20 protein-coding genes are annotated in these 21,211 nt (G+C 66.1%); 9 read left to right on the forward strand and 11 right to left on the reverse strand.

What is annotated here, in order from left to right:
* The first annotated feature begins 72 nt into the window (after positions 1-72).
* From dapE to ACIPG5_RS07350, 3 genes are read left to right on the forward strand one after another with little or no spacing between them, the layout of a single operon-like run.
* Complete coding sequence (gene dapE / locus ACIPG5_RS07340) at positions 73-1,224, forward strand: succinyl-diaminopimelate desuccinylase (RefSeq protein WP_401374012.1); 1,152 nt, start codon at positions 73-75, stop codon at positions 1,222-1,224.
* Positions 1,224-2,036, forward strand: coding sequence for a putative RNA methyltransferase (locus tag ACIPG5_RS07345; RefSeq protein WP_176513555.1), 813 nt, complete (start codon positions 1,224-1,226; stop codon positions 2,034-2,036). The genes dapE and ACIPG5_RS07345 overlap by 1 nt, the downstream gene beginning before the upstream one ends.
* A gap of 17 nt (positions 2,037-2,053) precedes the next feature.
* A complete protein-coding gene (locus ACIPG5_RS07350) occupies positions 2,054-2,431 on the forward strand; it encodes a hypothetical protein (RefSeq protein WP_176513557.1) in 378 nt (125 codons plus the stop codon).
* Between the two features lie 92 nt (positions 2,432-2,523).
* Here ACIPG5_RS07350 and ACIPG5_RS07355 read toward each other — a convergent pair whose 3' ends face one another.
* Entirely contained in the window at positions 2,524-2,733 is a 210-nt protein-coding gene (locus ACIPG5_RS07355; RefSeq protein WP_003252255.1) for a cold-shock protein, read from the reverse strand.
* A 243-nt stretch (positions 2,734-2,976) separates the two neighbouring features.
* On the opposite strand from ACIPG5_RS07355, the gene plsB reads away from it, so the two are divergent.
* From plsB to ACIPG5_RS07370, 3 genes are all read left to right on the forward strand, one after another.
* Complete coding sequence (plsB, locus tag ACIPG5_RS07360) at positions 2,977-5,463, forward strand: glycerol-3-phosphate 1-O-acyltransferase PlsB (RefSeq protein ID WP_401374015.1); 2,487 nt, start codon at positions 2,977-2,979, stop codon at positions 5,461-5,463.
* A gap of 78 nt (positions 5,464-5,541) precedes the next feature.
* The gene (locus ACIPG5_RS07365; protein ID WP_176513561.1) at positions 5,542-5,940 is read left to right on the forward strand and encodes a YbaY family lipoprotein; all 399 of its coding nucleotides are present in this window, start codon (positions 5,542-5,544) and stop codon (positions 5,938-5,940) included.
* Between the two features lie 34 nt (positions 5,941-5,974).
* Positions 5,975-6,661 carry a DUF4197 domain-containing protein gene (locus tag ACIPG5_RS07370; RefSeq protein WP_401374017.1) on the forward strand — a complete coding sequence of 229 codons (687 nt, stop codon included), beginning with the start codon at positions 5,975-5,977 and terminating at the stop codon, positions 6,659-6,661.
* A 122-nt stretch (positions 6,662-6,783) separates the two neighbouring features.
* On the opposite strand, the gene ACIPG5_RS07375 is transcribed toward ACIPG5_RS07370, so the two are convergent.
* The gene (locus ACIPG5_RS07375) at positions 6,784-9,843 is read right to left on the reverse strand and encodes an efflux RND transporter permease subunit (protein WP_401374019.1); all 3,060 of its coding nucleotides are present in this window, start codon (positions 9,841-9,843) and stop codon (positions 6,784-6,786) included.
* A 6-nt stretch (positions 9,844-9,849) separates the two neighbouring features.
* Positions 9,850-10,950 carry an efflux RND transporter periplasmic adaptor subunit gene (locus ACIPG5_RS07380; RefSeq protein ID WP_401374021.1) on the reverse strand — a complete coding sequence of 367 codons (1,101 nt, stop codon included), beginning with the start codon at positions 10,948-10,950 and terminating at the stop codon, positions 9,850-9,852.
* Positions 10,951-11,120: 170 nt separating this feature from the next.
* On the opposite strand from ACIPG5_RS07380, the gene ACIPG5_RS07385 reads away from it, so the two are divergent.
* Complete coding sequence (locus ACIPG5_RS07385) at positions 11,121-11,762, forward strand: TetR/AcrR family transcriptional regulator (protein WP_401374023.1); 642 nt, start codon at positions 11,121-11,123, stop codon at positions 11,760-11,762.
* Between the two features lie 144 nt (positions 11,763-11,906).
* On the opposite strand, the gene ACIPG5_RS07390 is transcribed toward ACIPG5_RS07385, so the two are convergent.
* Positions 11,907-12,683 carry a class I SAM-dependent methyltransferase gene (locus ACIPG5_RS07390; protein ID WP_286913687.1) on the reverse strand — a complete coding sequence of 259 codons (777 nt, stop codon included), beginning with the start codon at positions 12,681-12,683 and terminating at the stop codon, positions 11,907-11,909.
* A gap of 104 nt (positions 12,684-12,787) precedes the next feature.
* Here ACIPG5_RS07390 and ACIPG5_RS07395 point away from each other — a divergent pair, with 104 nt between their 5' ends.
* Positions 12,788-13,408, forward strand: coding sequence for an energy transducer TonB (locus tag ACIPG5_RS07395; protein WP_401374025.1), 621 nt, complete (start codon positions 12,788-12,790; stop codon positions 13,406-13,408).
* Positions 13,409-13,410: 2 nt separating this feature from the next.
* Here the strand turns inward: ACIPG5_RS07395 and ACIPG5_RS07400 are convergent, their stop codons facing one another.
* The 7 genes from ACIPG5_RS07400 to ppc form a co-directional block, all read right to left on the reverse strand.
* Positions 13,411-14,100: an extensin family protein gene (locus ACIPG5_RS07400; RefSeq protein ID WP_401374027.1), complete on the reverse strand. Its 690-nt coding sequence runs from the start codon at positions 14,098-14,100 to the stop codon at positions 13,411-13,413.
* 6 nt (positions 14,101-14,106) lie between these two features.
* Positions 14,107-14,937: an oxaloacetate decarboxylase gene (locus ACIPG5_RS07405; protein WP_176513577.1), complete on the reverse strand. Its 831-nt coding sequence runs from the start codon at positions 14,935-14,937 to the stop codon at positions 14,107-14,109.
* 30 nt (positions 14,938-14,967) lie between these two features.
* Positions 14,968-15,837, reverse strand: a complete 870-nt coding sequence (locus ACIPG5_RS07410; RefSeq protein WP_176513579.1) for a DUF72 domain-containing protein — start codon at positions 15,835-15,837, stop codon at positions 14,968-14,970.
* A 3-nt stretch (positions 15,838-15,840) separates the two neighbouring features.
* Complete coding sequence (locus tag ACIPG5_RS07415; protein ID WP_176513581.1) at positions 15,841-16,128, reverse strand: hypothetical protein; 288 nt, start codon at positions 16,126-16,128, stop codon at positions 15,841-15,843.
* A 131-nt stretch (positions 16,129-16,259) separates the two neighbouring features.
* Positions 16,260-16,934, reverse strand: a complete 675-nt coding sequence (gene tsaB / locus ACIPG5_RS07420; RefSeq protein WP_401374030.1) for a tRNA (adenosine(37)-N6)-threonylcarbamoyltransferase complex dimerization subunit type 1 TsaB — start codon at positions 16,932-16,934, stop codon at positions 16,260-16,262.
* Positions 16,935-17,022: 88 nt separating this feature from the next.
* Positions 17,023-17,673 (reverse strand): adenylate kinase, encoded by a 651-nt coding sequence (gene adk, locus ACIPG5_RS07425; RefSeq protein WP_029885102.1) that lies wholly within the window; start codon positions 17,671-17,673, stop codon positions 17,023-17,025.
* A gap of 257 nt (positions 17,674-17,930) precedes the next feature.
* Complete coding sequence (gene ppc, locus ACIPG5_RS07430; RefSeq protein WP_401374032.1) at positions 17,931-20,558, reverse strand: phosphoenolpyruvate carboxylase; 2,628 nt, start codon at positions 20,556-20,558, stop codon at positions 17,931-17,933.
* A 170-nt stretch (positions 20,559-20,728) separates the two neighbouring features.
* Here ppc and ACIPG5_RS07435 point away from each other — a divergent pair, with 170 nt between their 5' ends.
* Positions 20,729-21,073, forward strand: coding sequence for a pilin assembly protein (locus ACIPG5_RS07435; RefSeq protein WP_176513588.1), 345 nt, complete (start codon positions 20,729-20,731; stop codon positions 21,071-21,073).
* Positions 21,074-21,211: the final 138 nt, after the last annotated feature.

Consider the following 21,211-nt stretch of genomic DNA (forward strand, 5'->3'; position numbering starts at 1 on the left):
GTGCCGACGCCCCACGTTTGATATAAGATAACGCCCCTCGTTTTTCCGCCTTGCCTTGCCCCGGAGTCCCCCATGACGGCCCCAGCCGAGCTCTCGCCCACCCTTCAACTGGCCTGCGACCTGATCCGTCGCCCCTCGGTCACCCCCGTCGATGCCGACTGCCAGGCGCAGATGATGCATCGCCTGGGCGCAGTGGGCTTCGCGCTCGAGCCGATGCGCATCGAAGATGTCGACAACTTCTGGGCCATCCACGGCAACCAGGACGGCCCGGTGCTGTGCTTCGCCGGCCACACCGACGTAGTGCCCACCGGCCCCGTGCAGCAGTGGCAGCACGAGCCGTTCGAGGCACTGATCGATGCCGACGGCATGCTCTGCGGCCGTGGCGCCGCCGACATGAAAGGCAGCCTGGCAAGCATGGTGGTGGCCAGCGAGCGCTTCGTGCAGGACTACCCGAACCACCGCGGCAAGGTCGCCTTCCTGATCACCAGCGACGAAGAAGGCCCGGCCCATCACGGCACCAAGGCCGTGGTCGAGCGCCTGGTCGCGCGCAACGAGCGCCTGGACTGGTGCATCGTCGGCGAGCCGTCGAGCACCCACCTGCTCGGCGACGTGGTCAAGAACGGCCGCCGTGGCTCGCTCGGCGCCAAGCTGACCGTGCGCGGCAAGCAGGGCCACGTGGCCTACCCGCACCTGGCGCGCAACCCGATCCACCTGGCCGCGCCCGCCCTGGCGGAGCTGGCTGCCGAGCACTGGGACGAAGGCAATGCGTTCTTCCCGCCCACCAGCTTCCAGATCTCCAACCTCAACTCCGGCACCGGCGCCACCAACGTGGTCCCGGGTGACCTGACCGCACTGTTCAACTTCCGCTTCTCCACCGAGTCGACCGTCGAAGGCCTGCAGGCGCGGGTCTCGGCGATCCTCGACAAGCACCAGCTGGACTGGTCGATCGACTGGGCCCTGTCGGGCCTGCCGTTCCTCACCGAACCCGGCGAGCTGCTCGACGCGGTTTCGGCCAGCATCAAGGGCGTCACCGGCCGCGACACCCAGCCGTCCACCAGCGGCGGCACCTCCGATGGCCGTTTCATCGCCACCATGGGTACCCAGGTGGTCGAGCTCGGCCCGGTCAACGCCACCATCCACCAGGTCGACGAGCGGATCCTGGCCAGCGACCTCGACTTGCTGACCGAAATCTACTACCAGACCCTGGTCCGGTTGCTCGCCTGATGCTCGCCTGTCCGATCTGCCAGGCCGCCCTCAGCCGCCTCGACAACGGCGTGGTGTGCCCGGCCGGCCACCGCTTCGACCGCGCCCGCCAGGGTTACCTGAACCTGCTGCCGGTGCAGCACAAGAACAGCCGCGACCCTGGCGACAACCAGGCCATGGTCCAGGCGCGCCGCGACTTCCTCGACGCTGGCCACTACGCCCCGGTGGCCCGCCGCCTGGCGCAGCTGGCCGCCGAGCGCCAGCCCGGCGCCTGGCTCGACATCGGCTGCGGCGAAGGCTACTACACCGCGCAGCTCGCCCAGGCCCTGCCAGAGGCCGACGGCTATGCCCTGGACATCTCCCGCGAAGCCGTCAAGCGCGCCTGCCGGCGCGACCCGGCGGTAACCTGGATGGTCGCCAGCATGGCCCGCGTGCCGCTGGCCGATGCCAGCTGCCAGTTCATCGCCAGCGTGTTCAGCCCGCTGGACTGGGACGAGGCCAAGCGCCTGCTCAGCCCGGGCGGCGGCCTGATGCGGGTCGGCCCGACCAGCGGCCACCTGATGGAACTGCGCGAAGTGCTCTACGATGAAGTGCGCCCCTACGCCGACGACAAGCACCTGGCCCTGGTGCCACCAGGCATGGCCCACGCCCACAGCGAAACCCTCGAGTTCCGCCTGAGCCTGGCGGCGCCCAAGGCCCGCGCCGACCTGCTGGCGATGACCCCGCACGGCTGGCGCGCCAGCGCCGAAAAGCGGGCCTTGGTGATCGACCAGCCCGAGCCTTTCGAGGTCACGGTTTCCATGCGTTATGACTATTTCGTGCGCCAAGACTGAGCACACCCGGAGCCCTTATGCGCCAACCTGATATCGAGATCTACCTGAAGGACGCCGACGTCGACCACAAGCAAATTGCCGCGTGGCTGGCCGAGGCGGTCGGCCCGTGCAGCGAATGGCAACAGAAGGGCCAGACCTTCAAATGCCGAGCCGGTAACATTCCGGTCACCTGGTTACCCAAGGCTGTAGGGAAATGGAACAGCCTGTACCTGGAAAGCGACCAGACCCCATGGGCCGATGACATCGCCTGCGCCCGCGCCGCATTCGCCGCACTGGGCGTGGAAGTGCGCTGCGCACCGGGTGGCTGGGTCGAGGAAGATGGGGAAGAAGATGCCGACCGCTGGGTCCGCATCAGCGCCGACGGTGAAGAGGAAATCACCTGGCGCACCTCCTGAGTCACACGCGTTAGGCGCCGAGCGTCAAGAGGCTTCGCATCAAGCTGCAAGTTACACGGTCAACTTGCAGCTCGAGGCTTGTAGCTAGAGGCTCAGAGCCCGACTACGTCTTCGGCTTGCAGGCCTTTCTGGCCCTGCACGCAGGCGTATTCCACCCGCTGCCCTTCGACCAGGGTACGATGCCCCTCACCGCGGATCGCCCGATAGTGGACGAATACATCCGCACCACCTTCGCGCTGAATGAAGCCATAGCCCTTGGCATCGTTGAACCACTTAACATTCCCAGTCTCACGAGACGACATCTGAACTACTCCGGATTTTTATTGTGAAGATCGCCTTGCAGGCACCGGGTCTCCACCCTGTGCCGACACCGCTTGCTGAAATATCCTGCAAGTGGCAGGCCGAGTATATGACACAGAACAAATAAATTTCATGACTGCGGCGGCGCTTGCAGGTTTTTGCTGAACTTGCGCAGATACGGCAGACTAATTAGCTGCAACCGCTGCAAAATCACCACCTGAATACACTCCCAGGGCACACACCCCATGACCCGTTCCCCCCTGCGCCGCCTGATCTTCGGCGCCCTGCGTCGCCTGTTGTACCTGTGGGTGCGCTCCGAGACCATCAACCAGTCGTCGATGAGCCTCAACCTCGATCGCAGCCGGCCGGTGTTCTACGCCCTGCCCTCGCCGTCGCTCAGCGACCTGGCGGTGCTCGATCACGAATGCACCAAGGCAGGGCTGCCGCGCCCGGTGCTGCCGGTGGCCGTCGGCTCGCTGCAGGAGCCTGCGGGCTTCTTCTACCTGACCCCCGAGCCGGACTGGCTGGGCCGCCAGGACAAACGCGGCGCGCCGCCCACCCTGGAGCGCGTGGTCGCCGCAGTGAGCCAGCACGCCGAGGAAGATGCGCAAATCATCCCGGTCAGCGTGTTCTGGGGGCAGACCCCAGCCAGCGAGTCCAGCCCCTGGAAGCTGCTGTTCGCCGACAGCTGGGCGGTCACCGGGCGCCTGCGCCGCCTGCTGACCATCCTCATCCTCGGGCGCAAGACCCGGGTGCAGTTCTCCGCCCCCATCCATGTGCGCGAGCTGGTGCAGCACAACAAGGGCCACGAACGCACCGTGCGCATGGCCCAGCGCCTGATGCGCGTGCATTTTCGCAACCTCAAGACCGCAGTCATCGGCCCGGACATCTCGCACCGGCGCAACCTGGTCAAGGGCCTGGTGCACGCGCCCCAGGTACGCCAGGCCATCGCCGAGCAGGCCCAGCGCGACAACATGCCCCAGGCCAAGGCCGAAGCCCTGGCGCTGCGCTACGGCAACGAAATCGCCTCGGACTACACCTACACCGCCATCCGTTTCCTCGAAGTGGTGCTGAGCTGGTTCTGGAACAAGATCTACGACGGCATCAAGGTCAACCACATCGAGCAGGTGCAGGGCATCGCCCCGGGCCACGAAGTGATCTACGTGCCCTGCCATCGCAGCCACATCGACTACCTGCTGCTGTCCTACCTGTTGTTCCGCAATGGCCTGACGCCCCCGCACATCGCCGCCGGCATCAACCTCAACATGCCGCTGATCGGCGGCCTGCTGCGCCGCGGCGGCGCCTTCTTCATGCGCCGCACGTTCAAGGGCAACCCGCTGTACACGGCGGTGTTCAACGAGTACCTGCACACCCTCTTCACCAAAGGCTTCCCGGTGGAGTACTTCGTCGAGGGCGGGCGCTCGCGCACCGGGCGCATGCTGCAGCCGCGCACCGGGATGCTGGCGATCACCCTGCGCAGCTTCCTGCGCTCCTCGCGCACGCCGATCGTCTTCGTGCCCGTGTACATCGGCTACGAGCGAGTACTCGAAGGCCGCACCTACCTGGGCGAGCTGCGCGGGGCGAGCAAGAAGAAGGAATCGATCTTCGACATCTTCAAGGTGATCGGCGCATTGAAGCAGCGCTTTGGCCAGGTCTACGTCAACTTCGGCGAACCGATCCGCCTGGCCGGTTTCCTCGACCAGCAGCAACCCGGCTGGCGCGAACAGGACCACGGCCCGCAGTTCCGCCCGGCCTGGCTCAACGAAACCACCAGCCGCCTGGGCGACGCGGTGGCCCGCCACCTGAACGAGGCGGCGGCGGTCAACCCGGTCAACCTGGTGGCCCTGGCGCTGCTGTCCACCAGCCGCCTGGCCCTGGACGAACAGGCCCTGACCCGGGTGCTCGACCTGTACCTGGCGCTGCTGCGCAAGGTGCCCTACTCCACCCACACCACCTTGCCCGAAGGTGACGGCAAGGCCCTGATCGAGCATGTCAGGGGCATGGACCTGCTGGCCGAGCAGAACGACGCCCTGGGCCGCATCCTCTACCTGGATGAAGCCAACGCGGTGCTGATGACCTATTACCGCAACAACGTGCTGCACATCTTTGCCCTGCCGGCACTGCTGGCGAGCTTCTTCCACAGCAGCTCTCGGATGAGCCGCGAACTGCTCGGCCAGTACGTGCACGCGCTGTACCCGTACCTGCAGGCCGAGCTGTTCCTGCGCTGGCAGCCCGAGCAACTGGACGAGGTGATCGACCAGTGGCTGGCCGCGCTGGTCGAACAGGGCCTGCTGCGCCAGGAGGGCGACATGTTCGTTCGCCCGGCACCGAGTTCGCGCCAGTTCGTCCTGCTGACCCTGCTCGCCCGCACCATCACCCAGACCTTGCAGCGCTTCTACATGGCCACTTCGCTGCTGCTCAACAGCGGCCAGCACAGCCTCAGTGCCGAAGCGCTGGAAGACCTCTGCGTGATGATGGCCCAGCGCCTGTCGATCCTGCATGGCCTGAACGCCCCGGAGTTCTTCGACAAGGCGCTGTTCCGCCACTTCATCCAGACCTTGATCGAGCAAGGCGTGCTGCGCCCAGGCACGGACGGCAAGCTCGGCTATCACGAGAAGCTAGGCGAACTGGCCGAGGGCGTGGCCAAGCGCGTGCTGTCGGCCGAACTGCGCCTGTCGATCCGGCAAGTGGCCCTGCACCGCGAGGATGCGTTGGAAACTTCCATCCTCTGATGGCTTCATCCGTGGGAAAAATCCGCTAAAGTCCCTGGGGTTGGCCAAAAGCCAACCCCAAAGGACCACGGAGATTCCATGAAAAAGCTCTTTATGCTGTGTTGCGCATCCTTGCTCGCAGCCTGTTCCAGCCATACCCCATCGACCCAGGCCAGCCTGGACGGTGAAGTCTTCTACCTGCAGCGCATCGCCCTGCCGCCAGCCGCGACCTTGAGCGTGAGCCTGCAGGACGTGTCGCTGATGGACGCTCCTGCCGTGACCCTGGCCAGCCAGGCCGGCCCGGTCAAAGGCAACGTACCGCTGCCCTTCCACCTCAGCTATGACCCGGCCCAGATCAAGCCCGGCCACCGCTATGCGGTCAGCGCCCGCATCGAACTGGACGGCAAGTTGCTGTTCATCAATACCGAACACCACGGCGTCAAGCTCGACGGCAGCGACTCGCAGCCTGTGCGGATCAAGGTCGATCCGGTGCGCTGACGCGCTTTTTGTTTTCGTTTAGAAGGAACGCTTCATGATTCGCACTTCCCTGCGCTTCTCCGCGCTGTGCGCCGGCCTGCTGCTGTCGGCCAGCGCCCTGGCCCTGTCGCTTGGCGACCTGAGCCAGAAAGACGCCACCGGCGGCCTGAAGGACGCCCTCACCCAAGGCGCCCAGCTGGCCGTCAAGCAACTGAGCACCCCCGGTGGTTTCAACGACAACCCGCAGGTGCGCATCGAGCTGCCGGGCAACCTTGGCAAGGCTGCCAAGGCCATGAAGATGTTCGGCAAGGGTGACCAGGTCGACGCCCTGGAAACCAGCATGAACAAGGCCGCCGAAGCCGCGGTGCCGCAAGCCCAGGCAATTTTGATGGATGCGGTGAAGAACATGAGCGTCAGCGACGCCAAGGGCATTCTCAGCGGCGGCGACGAGTCGGCCACCCAGTACCTGAACAAGAGCAGCCGCGAGCAGATTCGCGCCAAGTTCCTGCCCATCGTCAAGCAGGCCACCGACAAGGTCGGCCTGGCCCAGCAGTACAACAGCTTTGCCGGCCAGGCCAAGGGCCTTGGGCTGATCAAGAATGACGCCAACATCGAGAACTACGTGACCGAAAAGGCCCTGGACGGGCTGTTCGAGATGATTGGCAAGCAGGAGCAGAGCATTCGCCAGAACCCGGCTCAGGCGGCTACCAGCCTTGCCAAGAAGGTGTTTGGCGCGCTTTGAAGAACTGCTGGGGGCGCTCTGCGCCCCTTTCGCGACACAAGGCCGCTCCTACAGGGGTATGCGATCTCCTGTAGGAGCGGCCTTGTGTCGCGAAAGGAGGGCAAAGCCCTCCCCTGCGATCCTCAACCCTTCCTAACCCTGAACCAAGCCGCATACAGCGCCGGCAAGAACAGCAAGGTCAACGCCGTGGCCACGATCAACCCGCCCATGATCGCCACCGCCATCGGCCCATAGAACACACTCCTGGACAACGGAATCATCGCCAGCACCGCCGCCAGCGCGGTCAGCACGATCGGCCGGAAGCGCCGCACCGTGGCCTCGATGATCGCCTGCCAGCGGTCCATCCCTGACCCAATATCCTGCTCGATCTGGTCCACCAGGATCACCGAGTTGCGCATGATCATCCCCGCCAAGGCGATGGTCCCGAGCATGGCGACGAACCCGAATGGCTGGCGGAACACCAGCAAGAACAAGGTCACGCCAATCAGCCCCAGGGGCGCGGTGAGGAACACCATCACCGTGCGCGAGAAGCTGCGCAGCTGGATCATCAGCAAGCTGAGCACCACCACGATGAACAGCGGCATGCCGGCATTCACCGAGCGCTGCCCGCGCTCGGAGTCCTCGACCGTGCCGCCCACCTCCAGCAGGTAGCCATCGGGCAGCTTGTCCTTGATCGCCTGCAAGGTCGGGGCAATCTGCTTGACCACGCTCGCAGGCTGCTCCTTGTCGTAGATATCGGCGCGCACGGTCACCGTCGGCAGGCGGTTGCGGTGCCAGATGATGCCTTCCTCGAAGCCGTATTCCAGGGTCGCCACCTGCGACAGCGCCACGCTCTGGCCGTTGTCGGTGGGCAACGCCAGGCTGCCGAGGTTGCCCAGCTCGTTGCGCTCACGCGGGGTACCGCGCAAAAGGATCTCGATCAGCTCGTTGTCCTCGCGGTACTGGCTGACGGTGGTGCCGGTCAGCGAGCTCTGCAGGAAGCTCGCCAGCCTGGAGGTACTCACGCCCAGGGCGCGCGCGCGGTCCTGGTCGATTTCCAGGAACACCGCCTTGCTCGGCTCCTCCCAGTCCAGGTGCACGTTCACCACATGCGGGTTCTCGCGCACCTTGTCGGCCACCTCGCGGGCCAGCGCGCGGGCCTTCTCGATATGCTCGCCGGTGACCCGGAACTGCACCGGGTAACCCACCGGCGGGCCGTTTTCCAGGCGCGTGACGCGGGCACGCAGGTCGGGGAACTGCTGGTCGACGGTGTCGATCAGCCAGCTGCGCAGGCGTTCGCGGTCGTCCATCGACTTGGCCAGCACCACGAACTGGGCAAAGCTTGCGGCCGGCAGTTGCTGGTCCAGCGGCAGGTAGAAGCGCGGCGAGCCGGTGCCCACGTAGGCCACATAGTTGTCGATGCCATCCTGCTGCTTGAGCAGCGCCTCCAGTTGCTTGACCCGCTCGGTGGTGTTGGCCAGCGACGCGCCTTCGGCCAGCTTCAGGTCGACCATCAGCTCAGGGCGCCCGGAGGCCGGGAAGAACTGCTGGGGCACGAAACGGAACAGCAGGATGCTGCCGATGAAGGCGGCGATGGTCAGCAGGATGACCGTCTTGCGCCGCCGCACGCACCACTCCACCACGCGCCGCACGCGCTGGTAGAACGGCGTGCCATAAGGGTCTGGCGCGCCGCTGCCGTGGCGCGCCGCATGCAGCTTGGCCAGGTCCGGCAGCAGCCGTTCGCCCAGGTACGGCACGAACACCACGGCCGCGACCCACGAGGTCAGCAGCGCGATGGTCACCACCTGGAAGATCGAGCGGGTGTATTCACCGGTACTGGATGCGGCGGTGGCGATGGGCAGGAAGCCGGCGGCCGTGATCAGCGTGCCGGTCAGCATCGGGAATGCCGTGCTGGTCCAGGCGTAGCTGGCCGCCTTGAAGCGGTCGAAGCCCTGCTCCATCTTGATCGCCATCATCTCCACGGCGATGATCGCGTCGTCCACCAGCAAGCCCAGGGCCAGCACCAGCGCCCCGAGCGAGATCTTGTGCAGGCCGATGCCGAAGTAATGCATGGCGGCAAAGGTCATGGCCAGCACCAGGGGGATGGCCAAGGCCACCACCAGGCCGGTGCGCAGGCCCAGCGAGAAGAAGCTCACCAGCAGCACGATCACCAGCGCCTCGACCAGCACCTGGACGAACTCGCCCACCCCAGCCTTGACCGCGGCGGGCTGGTCGGAGACCTTGCGCAGCTCCATGCCGGCCGGCAGGTTGCGCGCCAGGCGTTCGAACTCGCCCTCCAGGGCCTTGCCCAGCACCAGGATGTCGCCGCCATCTTTCATCGACACCGCCAGGCCGATGGCGTCCTCGCCCATGAAGCGCATGCGCGGCGCGGGTGGGTCGTTGAAGCCGCGGTGCACGTCGGCCACATCACCGATGCGGAACGTGCGGTCACCCACGCGAATGGGGAACTGGCGAATCTGCTCGACACTGTCGAAGCGCCCGCTGACCCGCAACTGCAGGCGCTCGCTCGGGGTCTCGAAGAAGCCCGCGGTGCTTACCGCGTTCTGCTCGCGCAGCGCTTGCTGCACGGCCTCCAGCGGCACGCCGAGGGTCGCCAGCTTGAGGTTGGAGAGCTCGATCCAGATCTTCTCGTCCTGCAGCCCGAGCAGCTCGACCTTGCCCACGTCCTTGACCCGCTGCAGCTGGATCTGGATGCGGTCGGCATAGTCCTTGAGCACCGCATAGTCGAAGCCGGCGCCGGTCAGGGCGTAGATATTGCCGAAGGTGGTGCCGAACTCGTCGTTGAAGAACGGCCCCTGGATCTCTGGCGGCAAGGTGTGGCGAATGTCCGCGACTTTCTTGCGGATCTGGTACCACAACTCGGGAATGTCCTTGGAGTGCAGCGAATCGCGGGCCATGAAGGTGACCTGGGACTCGCCCGGCCGGGAGAACGAGACGATCTTCTCGTACTCGCCGGTTTCCATCAGCTTCTTCTCGATGCGCTCGGTGACCTGGCGCGACACTTCCTCGGCCGTGGCGCCGGGCCACAGGGTGCGGATGACCATGGCCTTGAAGGTGAACGGCGGGTCTTCGCTCTGGCCCAGCTTGGTGTAGGACATGGCGCCAATGGCAGCCAGCAGGATCATCAGGAACAGTACGATCTGGCGATTGCGCAGCGCCCAGGCGGAAAGGTTGAAACCCATCGGGACTTACTCCTTGGCCGTCAGGTTCACCACACGGTTGGTGCGATCCACAGGTCGCACCTCCTGCCCTTCGCGCAGCACATGGCCGCCGGCGGCGACCACCCAGTCGCCGGGTTTGAGGCCCTCGAGCACCGGCACACTGTCTGTGCCGTAGGGCCCCAGGCGCACCATGGCGCGCTCCAGGCGGCTGTCCTGGTTGACCCGCCAGACATAGGCCTGGCCGCTTTCTGCCGTCACTGCCGACAACGGCACCGCCAGCGGGATCACCCCGTCATGGGCGATGAACACCCGCGCGCTCTGGCCAAGCTCGGCCGGCGCCTTGGCCGAGGTGAAGGCGATGCGCGCGGCGAAGGTGCGCGAGCGCGGGTCGGCAGCAGGCGACAACTCGCGGATACGCCCGTCGAAACGCTGGTTGGGGTGCGACCACAGCTCCACGCTGACCGGCTGGCCCACGGCAAAGCGGGCGAACTGCTGCTCCGGCAGGCCGATGGCGACCTCGCGCTCGCCGTCGGCGGCCAGGGTGAACACCGTTTGCCCGGCCGCCACCACCTGGCCGACCTCGACCTGGCGCTTGGCGATGACCCCGGCCTGCGGTGCACGCAACACGGCGTACTCGGCCTGGTTACCGGCCACGTCGAATTCGGCCTTGGCCTGCTTCAGGCGGGCCAGGCCGGCGCGGTAGAGGTTTTCGGCATTGTCGTACTGGGAGTGGCTGACCATCTGCCGCTCCAGCAGCTTCTGGTAGCGGTCACGCTCGGCACGCACCAGCGCCAGGTTGGCTTCGGCGGCGGCCATCTGGGCGCGGTTGGCTTCCAGCTGCAGGCGCACGTCCTGGGGGTCGAGCTCGGCCAGCGGCTGCTCGACCTTGACCCGCTGCCCCTCCTCCACCAGCCGTTTGCTTACCTTGCCGCCAATGCGAAAGGCCAGCTCCGGCTCGAAGCGCGCGCGCACTTCACCGGGGTAGCTGTCGGCGGCGGCTTCGGCGGGCTGTGGCTGGACCACCAGGGCCGGGCGCGGCGCGGCGGGCGCGGCAGCCTCCTGGCCACAGGCCGCGAGCAGCAAGGCGGCGGCAGCGGGCAACGCAAGGGACAAGGCTTGACGCAACATGATGAATCCTTTCGCGACGGGCGCATCGAATATTTATACTGGCGAGTATATTAAGTCAGGGAACCGAGGCCGGGAAGCCAGCGTCGGAAAGAAAATCAACATTAACGATTGGTCGCCCACCTACAGCCGCCAGCGCGCTTAGCCGGTAAGATGTGCGCCCCTTCAACCAGATGCGGACTCCAATGCCCAACGACGCACCCATCGGCCCAGGCCGGCCCAAGGACCTCGCCAAACGCGAGGCGATCCTCGAAGCCGCCAAGACCCTGTTCCTCAGCCTTGGCTATGCCAACACCAGCATGGATGCGGTCGCGGCGGCGGCAGGTGTTTCGAAGCTCACCGTCTACAGCCACTTCACCGACAAGCAGACCCTGTTCGGCTCGGCGGTCATGGCCACTTGCCAGAACCAGCTGCCCGACCTGATCTTCGAGTACCCCGAGGGTGCGCCGGTTGAAGAGGTGCTGCTGCACATCGCGCGCAGCTTCCAGGCGTTGATCAGCAGTGACGAGGCCGTCAAGTTGTGCCGCTTGATCATGGCCTTGGGCAGCCAGGATCCGGGCTTTGGCGAGTTCTTCTACGAGGCGGGGCCCAAGCGGGTGCTGGCCGGCATGGAGGCATTGCTGCGCGAGATCGACGAGCGTGGGCTGCTGCGTATCGACAACCCTTTGCGGGCGGCCGAGCACTTTTTCTGCCTGGTCAAGGGGGCGCCGGACTACCGGTTGCTGCTGGGGTGCGCGGGGCCGCTGGAAGGTGAAGAGATCGAGGCCCATGTGCGTGAGGTGGTGGGGGTGTTCGTTCGGGCGTTCAAGCCCTGAGGCAGTACACCATCGGAGTAGGAGCGGCCTTGTGTCGCGAAAGGGTCGCGAAGCGGCCCCAGGCTTAGTGGTGCGGTATAAATTGCTGGGGCCGCTTCGCGACCCTTTCGCGACACAAGGCCGCTCCTACGGACAGCCGAGCATTCAGGCCTTCAAGGCCTTCTTCGGATAGATGTCATACCGGCTCGACTTGCCTTCCAGGCTATGGCTGGGCTTGGGTCCATCAATGATCGGCGCCTTGCGCGGGCGCTTAACCACTACGCGGTGGCTGGCCAGCGCCAGCGCCGCCTCAAGCAGCGCCGGCGCATCCAGGTCATCACCGACCAAGGGCCGGAACACGCGCATTTCCTTCTTCACCAACGCGCTCTTGTCGCGGTGCGGGAACATCGGGTCGAGATAGATCACCTGCGGCGCCTCCCCTTCCCAGCTGCGCATGCGCTCGATCGCATTGCCGGTCAGCAGGCGCATGCGGCCCACGATAGGGCCAACTTCATCATCCGAGCGGGCGCGCGCCAGGCCATCTTCGAGCAAGGCGGCAATCAGCGGCTGGCGTTCGATCAACGTCATCTGGCAACCCAGGCTGGCCAGCACGAAGGCATCCTTGCCCAGCCCTGCCGTGGCATCGAGCACCTGCGGTCGCACGCCCTGGGAAATGCCCACGGCCTTGGCGATCATCTGCCCGTTGCCACCGCCGAACTGGCGCCGATGCGCGGCCTGGCCTTCGACGAAGTCCACCCGCACCGGCCCCGGCGCCTGCGGGCCGAGTTGCTGGATCTGCAAGCCTTCGGCGCCCACCTGCACGGCGAAGCCGGCAGCCTCGTCCTGCAGCGGCAAGCCCAGGCGCTCGGCCCACGCCGCAGCCTGTTGCGCATACTCGGCCGACATCGCCTCGACCCTGATACCCGTGCCTTGCTCTTCCATCGTTCACACCCAAAAAAACCAACCAAGCCCTTAATGAATCGGCCACCTCGGCCGATACAGGCAATATCCCGCTATTCTGCCAGAGCACAACGCGCGCGACTGCCATGACAGATACTCTTCCCATCGGCTTGACCTACTTGTCGCCTGTCGGCAACTACGGTCGGCAGAATACCCAGGCACTCGGGGGCGTCAGCCACCTGTGGCAGGATTTCTTCGCCCGCGCCATGGCCGAGCAGCAAGCGGAACAACCCGACACCTTCAGCCAGGCGCTGGTGCAGTACGACCAGGACAGTGGCGAACCGATCGGTGGGGCCAAGGCCCTGGCCCTGATCGATGCCCAGCGCGCCTGCCCCGTGCAGGACACCATCATTGCCCCGCCCGAGCCGCTGTTCTTGCCCAAGGCCGAACTCGAAGCCAACCTGCTGGAGCCGGCCCCCGAGCCGTTCAGCGCTGCCGAGATGATCCAGCAACAGCGCCAGCTCGACCTCAGCAACAGCTGGCTGCGCCCTGTGGTGATGAGCCAGGGCCACCCTCTCGGGCAACCTGGCCCGGCACCGTCGCCACGCCCGCTGCACCTGCCGATCGCCGAATTCGAGATGCACCTGCTGGACCCGGCGCCCGAGCCCTATGCGCCGGCCACCTTGGCCCAGCAGCAGAACGACCTGGAATTCGATACCCACTGGGCACGCCCGGTAGTGCTGAACAACGTTCGCGTCCACGCCTGAGATCAGCGGCAGACCTGCCAGCGCCCCATGTCCAGGTGAAAGTGGTTGTGGTGGGCGGCGTTGTAGTCCGGGCCCAGTACCGTGCTGAAGCTTTCGCACGCCGCCTGTTGCACTTCGCGCAGGAACTGCGCCTTCTGCCCACCCGCCTGCCAGTCCCGCGCCAGCAGGATGCGCTCGCCGCTCTGCAGGCGAAAACCGCTGATGTCCAAGGCATTGGCCGTGGCGTGCTGGCTCAAGCGCCCCTGCTTGCGGTGATAGACGTTGCGACAGGCAAAACTGCCCAGGTGCTCGACCTGCGCCACGGGCTGGCCGAACACCCGCTGCGCCGCCGGTTGCAGGCCATGCACTTCGAACAGTGCATACGCCACCGCCAGCGGGCAGCTGGCAAGAAAGCTGCTGCTCAGCCGCGCCTGCCCCTGCTCGATACGCCACACATTGCGCAATGGGCAGCTGGCGGTGGCCGGGCTATCGGCCTGTGCCTTGTAGCGCAGCTCGCTGGTTTGCAGGGCCTGGCGGCACAAGGCCGGGTCGTCGCGCAGGCGCGAGAGCTTGAAGGGCGTGAGCAGGTTCGGCGGCTGGCGCACGTCCAGCGCTGCCCACGGGTTCCAGGCGTCCGGCAGGCGCCAGCCGTATTGCCAGGCCAGGCCCGCCGCGATCAGCAGCAGGCCGCATAACCAGGCCAGTGCGCGCACGCCACCTCAGCGGCGGAACAGGTCGTTGAGCTCGGCGAAGGGCAGCGCCTGCTCGCCATAGCTGAACGTGCCCTGATCACGAATCTCCAGCGCCGCACGCTGCAGCGCCCCAAGCGCCGCGCGGGCCAGCGACGAACCTACGCTGATGCGGCGCACGCCCAGGTCCTGCAGCTGGTTGACGCTCAGCGGCACCCCGGCCAGGCCCATCAGCACGTTCACAGGCTTTGGCGCCACGGCCTGCACCACCGCACGAATCTCATCCACGCTGCGTAGCCCTGGGGCATACAGCACATCGGCGCCCGCCTCGGCGTAGGCCTGCAAGCGCAGGATGGTGTCGTCCAGGTCCATGCGCCCGTGCAGCAAATTTTCTGCGCGGGCACACACGGTAAACGGGAACGGCAAGCCGCGCGCGGCCTGCACGGCGGCGCGCACGCGCTCCACGGCCAGGCCGAAGTCATAGATCGGCGCATCGCTGCGGCCGCTGGCGTCTTCGATCGAGCCGCCCACCAGGCCAGCTTCGGCGGCCCGCAGGATGGTCTGGGCGCATTCTTCAGGGAGGTCGCCAAAGCCGTTTTCCAGGTCGGCGGCCACCGGCAGGGCCGTGGCGTCGACGATATGCCCGGCATTGTCGAGCGTCTCATCGAGGCTCAAGGCCCCCTCGGCATCCGGCCGCCCGAGGCCGAAGGCAAGGCCGGCACTGGTCGTGGCCAGCGCTTCGAAGCCCAGGCTTGCCAGGAGCTTGGCGGAGCCGGCATCCCAAGGGTTGGGGATGACGAAGGCGCCATCACGCTCGTGCAGCGCCTTGAAGGCTTCGGCACGCAGGGTTTGTACATCCATGGTCACAACCTCCGGGTGGTCGGGGAAAAGTCAGAGTAGTCCCAGTTGTTCGACCTCGGGAGCGCGCGGCAATTCCGGCAATGCTGCCAGGCCTGGCAGGCGCGCCATCAGCCGCTGGTGGAAGCGCTGGGCCAGCGCGGCGGCCAGGCGGTTGTCGGAGGTGTGCAGGAAGATGTAGGGGCTGCGGCCTTCTTCTATCCAGCCCGCGATCTTTTCCACCCAGGGCGTGAGAAAAGGCTCGTTGGCTTCGAGCTCGGGATGGCCGATGAAGCGCACCTGCGGGTGCTGGCTGAACGCCGCAGGGCGCGGCGGCACCTTGGGTTTCTTGGCTTGCGCGTCGAGCACGGCGGCCTCGCGCGAGGTGCAACTGAACAGGGCGCGTGGGTCGAGGCAGATGCGCTCCACGCCGCGCTCGCGCAGCAGGCGGTTGAGCAACCGCTCTTCCTCCCCCTTGGCGAAGAACGCCGGGTGGCGTACCTCGACCGCCACCGGCACGCCGACTTCATCGAGAAACTGGCTCAGTTCGGCCAGGCGCGGCGGGCCGAACTGGGCGGGCAACTGCAACCAGTAGGGTGAAACACGCGGGCCCAGCGGCGCCAACAGCCGGGTGAACTCGCACGCCGCTTCCAGGCGCTCGCGCAGGTCGCCTTCATGGCTGACATCACGGGGAAACTTGGCAGTGAAGCGAAAGTGCGCGGGCATCGCCTGCGCCCAGCGCGCAACGGTGCCAGGTGCAGGGCGGGCGTAGAAGGTGGTGTTGCCCTCGACCGCATTGAACACCTGGCTGTACAGGCCAAGGTATTGCGAGGTGCGGGCGTCAGCGGGATACAGGTACTCGCGCCAGGCGTTTTCACTCCATGACGGGCAACCGAGAAAGTAAGGCAGGTGGGATGGACTCATCCCTCAAATGTACAGGTCGAGCCCCATGACTTCCATGTCCCAGTCGGTAAAGCCGGCCGTGCTCAGGTAGCTGGCCAGCGCCGTGGCAGTGCGACGATCGCGGGCGCGGGGGAAGACCATGTCTTGCGGGCGGGCCGGCAGGCCACCGGGGCGGCGGCGTGGTGCCGCCTCTTGAACGACTTCGCCCTCTTCGACCAGCTCGGCATCGTCGATGGCTTCATCGCGCACTGCCGCTTTGCGCGGGGCGCGCTTGACCGGGTAGGACTGCGATGAGAAACCGTCGATACGCATGAAGTGAGCACTCAGGACCAATGATGGCAATTTAGCAGCATCAGAGTTCCGTCGCTAATGCTCGAGTGATAACTGGACCACAGTTCGCGCCAAAGGTTTTATCGACAACCGCTATAACCGACGAACAGCACCTAACGGGCTTTGGGCGTAGCTACATTATCGCGCAAGTACACAGGTTGCGCCTGCTCGGCGACGATTGCCTCGCCGCGTGCCCAGGCAAAACGCGCCAGGCTGAGGATGTCCAGCGCGTTGGGCAGCGCCGCCGGGTTGCTGGCGCTGGCCTGCACGGCCAGGCGCTCGGCATAGCCCCAACCGGTACCGGCGCCATACCAGTCGCCGCTGCTCCCTTCAGGCAAGGCCACGCGCTCGGGCGGCAGCACGGCTTCCTGGCCTTGCAGGCGCATTTCGCCGTCCACCGCCTGGTAGCAACCCCAGTAGACCTCGTCCATGCGCGCATCGATGGCGGCTGACACCTGCTGCACGCCATGCTCGCGCAGCGCGCCCTGGGCCAGCGCCGCCAGGTTGGACACCGGCAGCACCGGGCGCTCGAGGGCGAAGGCCAGGCCCTGGACCACACCGATGGCGATGCGCACGCCGGTGAAGGCACCGGGGCCACGGCCGAAAGCGATGGCGTCGAGGGCGTTCAGCGCCACGCCGGCATCGCCCAGCAGCTGCTTGATCATCGGCAGCAGCTTTTGCGCATGCATGCGCGGGATCACCTCGTAGTGGCTGGTTACCTTGCCGTCATGCAGCAGCGCGACGGAACAGGCTTCGGTGGCGGTATCCAGGGCCAGCAGGGTGGTCATCGAACGGGTATCCAGGTGCGAGTGAAAAAGAGCGGCAGTATAAACGACAACGGCCCGCAAGCGGGCCGTTGTGACGCACGGTGCTGGATCAGCTCAGGGCTGCCAGAACCTTGGCAGTGATCGCTTCGACCGAACCCACGCCTTCGATGTGGCTGTACTTCGGCTTGCCGGCATTGGCAGCCGACAGCTTCTGGTAGAAGTCCACCAGCGGCTTGGTCTGGCTGTGGTAGACCGACAGGCGATGGCGAACGGTTTCTTCCTTGTCGTCGTCGCGCTGGATCAGGTCTTCGCCGGTGACGTCGTCCTTGCCTTCCACTTTCGGCGGGTTGTACTGGATGTGGTAAGTGCGGCCCGAGGCCAGGTGCACGCGGCGGCCAGCCATGCGGCCGACGATTTCTTCATCGTCGACGGCGATTTCGACCACGGCGTCGATGTCGACACCGGCCGCGACCATGGCTTCGGCCTGCGGGATGGTGCGTGGGAAGCCGTCGAACAGGCAGCCATTGGCGCAGTCAGGCTGGGCGATGCGCTCCTTGACCAGGCTGATGATCAGCTCGTCGGAGACCAGCTGGCCAGCATCCATGACTTTCTTCAGCTCCAGGCCCAGTGGGGTGCCGGCCTTGACGGCGGCACGCAGCATGTCACCGGTGGAGATCTGTGGAATACCGAACTTCTCGGTGATGAACTTTGCCTGAGTACCTTTACCGGCCCCGGGAGCTCCCAGCAGAATTACGCGCATCTCGTGCTCCTCAAATTTTTTTATGAAATTCAATGGATTCGGCGACCAGGGCCAAGTCCGGAAAATCGGGTATGACCATAAATCGGTCAGAAGGCTGCTCAAGATACACAGCGCTCGGCAGCCAGACAAGCGTCCCAAAGTTGCAGGAATGCGCCATCGGTAGCCCCGGCAAAGGGTGGTTGCGCCCGGCGCAACCATCCTTGCTGCCCTGCCTCAGCCCAGGCTGCGCCCCCAGGCTCGGGCAGCCCGGCAGCGCCTCAGCCGGTGTTGCGCAGGCCCGCCGCGATACCGGCCACGGTCACCAGCAAGGCCTGCTCCAACGGGCTGTCCAGAGCGGCTTCACGGCTGCGCGAACGCGCCAGCAACTCGGCCTGCAGGCGGTGCAGCGGGTCCAGGTAGGTGTTGCGCAGGCTGATGAATTCCCGCGTTTCGGGGCTGTGCGCCAGTAGCACCGGCTGCCCGGTCAGGCCCAGCACCACCTGGCAGGACTGCGACAATAGGTCGCGCAGGTGCACACCTAAAGGAAGCAAGCCCGGTTGCACCAGACGTTGGTCGTAGGCCTCGGCAATCTGTGCATCGGCCTTGGCCAGGACCATTTCCAGCATGTCGATGCGGGTGCGGAAGAACGGCCATTGCTCACGCATCTGCGCCAGCAGCTCGCCCTGGCCACGCGCCAGGGCGTTGCTCAGCGCCGTCTCCCAGCCCAGCCAGGCGGGCAGCATCAGGCGGGTCTGGGTCCAGCCGAAGATCCACGGGATCGCCCGCAGGCTCTCGATACCGCCGGCGCGGCGCTTGGCCGGGCGGCTGCCCAGCGGCAGGCGCCCCAGCTCCTGCTCGGGCGTGGACTGGCGGAAGTACTCGACGAAATCCGGGTTGTCGCGCACCACGCCGCGGTAGGCCTTGACGCCGTCTGCGGCCAGTTGGTCCATCAGCTCGCGCCAGGCAGGCTGCGGCGGGGGTGGTGGCAACAAGGTGGCTTCGAGCACCGCGGCCAGGTACAGGTTGAGGTTTTGCTCGGCGATGCCCGGCAAGCCGAACTTGAAGCGGATCATCTCGCCCTGTTCGGTCGTACGGAAACGCCCCGCCACCGAGCCCGGTGGCTGCGACAGGATTGCCGCGTGGGCCGGGCCGCCGCCACGGCCGACGGTGCCGCCGCGGCCATGGAACAGCAGCAGCTCGACCTGATGCTCGCGGCAGATGCGCACCAGGCTTTCCTGGGCGCGGTACTGGGCCCAGGCGGCGGCGGTGGTGCCGGCATCCTTGGCCGAGTCGGAATAGCCAATCATCACTTCCTGCGGCCCGCGCAGGCCGGCCCGGTAGCCCTGCAGCCCGAGCAGGCGCTGCATCACCGGCCCGGCGTTGTCCAGGTCGGCCAGGGTCTCGAACAGCGGCACCACGCGCATGGGCCGGGTCAGCCCGGCTTCCTTGAGCAGCAGTTGCACGGCCAGCACATCGGAGGCGGCGCCGGCCATGGAGATGACATAGGAACCCAGCGAAGCGCCCGGCGCGGCGGCGATTTCACGGCAGGTGGCGAGTACTTCGGCGGTGTCTGCCTGGGGCTGGAAGTGCGCGGGCAGCAATGGCCGGCGGTTCTTCAGCTCGGCCTGGAGGAAGGCGATGCGCTGTTCTTCATCCCATTGGCCATAGTTGCCCAGGCCCAGGTAGTCAGTGATTTCCGACAGCGCGTCACGGTGCCGGGCGGCATCCTGGCGCACGTCGAGGCGGCCGAGGAACAGGCCGAAGGTGACCGCGCGGCGCAGGGTGTCGAGCAGTGGGCCGTCGGCGATCACGCCCATGCCGCATTCGTGCAGCGAGTGGTAGCACAGCTCAAGCGGGGCGATCAGGTCGCGGTTGTCCACCAGCACATCGGCGCTGGCCGGCTGCGAGCTGGCCAGAGAGGAATGGGCCCAGGCGCGGGTTGCCCGCAGGCGGTCGCGCAAGTGCTTGAGCACTGCCCGGTAGGGCTCGGCGCTGTCACCAACCTGCTCGCGCAGCGCGCTGCTGGCCTGCTGCATGGACAGCTCGGCGGCCAGCGCATCGATATCGCGCAGGAACAGGTCGGCCGCCATCCAGCGGGCCAGCAACAGCACTTCGCGGGTCACCGCGGCGGTGACGTTGGGGTTGCCATCACGGTCGCCGCCCATCCACGAGGCGAAGCGAATCGGCGCAGCCTCCAGCGGCAGGCGCAGGCCGGTGGCGTCGAACAGCGCCTTGTCGACCTTGCGCAGGTGGCTGGGAATCGCGTGCCACAGGGAATGCTCGATGACCGCAAAGCCCCACTTGGCTTCATCTACCGGGGTGGGCCGGGTGCGGCGGATTTCCTCGGTGTGCCAGGCCTCGGCGATCAGCCGGCGCAGGCGCTCGCGCACCTGCTGGCGCTCGCTGGGGGTGAGGTCGCGGTGGTCCTGCGCCGCCAGCTGGCCGGCGATGGCGTCGTACTTCTGGATCAGCGTGCGCCGGGCCACTTCGGTGGGGTGTGCGGTCAGCACCAGCTGGATGTCCAGCTTGGCCAGTTGCCGGGCCAGCGCATCATCCTTGTGCCCGGCCTGCTTCAGGCGCGCCAGCAGCTCGGGCAGCACCCGCGCCTCGAAGGGCTCTTGCTGTTCGCCATCGCGGCGGCGAATCAGCTGGTACTGCTCGGCCATGTTGGCCAGGTTGAGGAACTGGTTGAACGCCCGCGCCACCGGCAGCAGGTCGTCCTCGGCTAGGTCGCCGAGGGTCGAGCTCAATTGCTCGCCGGGACCGCGGCGGTCGGCCTTGGCACTGTGGCGAATGTCCTCGATCTTCTGCAGGAACGCTTCACCATGCTGCTGGCGAATGGTTTCGCCGAGCAACTCCCCCAACAGATGGACATCTTCACGCAAGCGCACATCGATATCGGTCATTGGCCCTCTCTTCGGCGCGGCTGGCCCGCGCCCTGCCCAGGAAACAGCACGTCCCCAAGAGTGCCCACAGGCGAGGCGCCATGGCAAGCCGAGATCGGCCAAAGCAAACTAAAGTGAGAGCTGAGCAGTCCGATGCAATGCAGCCTATCCAGGCGTCGACAGAGGTCATCATGAAAATCCGCGAACTCGCCCAGCACTGGGAGCAGAATGCCGCAGGTACCCTGAGCCCCACCGGCCATAGCTTGCACCTGGACCTGGAGTCCGAGGCACGCCTGGCAGCGCTCATCGACATGTACCCCAAGCGCACCGCCGAGGAACTGCTTGGCGAACTGGTAGCCGCCGCCCTGGAAGAGCTGGAAGCCAGCTTCCCGTATGTGCAGGGCCAAACCGTCATTTCCACCGACGAAGAAGGCGACCCGCTGTACGAGGACATTGGTTCCACACCGCGCTTTCTGGCCCTCTCCCGGCGCCACTTGCGCGAGCTCAGCAACACCGGTGAAGACTCCGGCAACTGACCCGTCCCACAGCATTCCGGGCGCGTTCGCAGCCCGGAATACCTTCGCTTTCCCTTGAAAGTTCCCCGCCGCAGCAACTGACTAATCAGTCAGAAATAACTTGAAAATTTTGTGAACCATTCAAAAAAGCCCCCGGTC

This window comes from Pseudomonas sp. NPDC087029 (genome assembly GCF_044745345.1).
Classification (GTDB): Bacteria; Pseudomonadota; Gammaproteobacteria; order Pseudomonadales; family Pseudomonadaceae; genus Aquipseudomonas; species Aquipseudomonas faucium.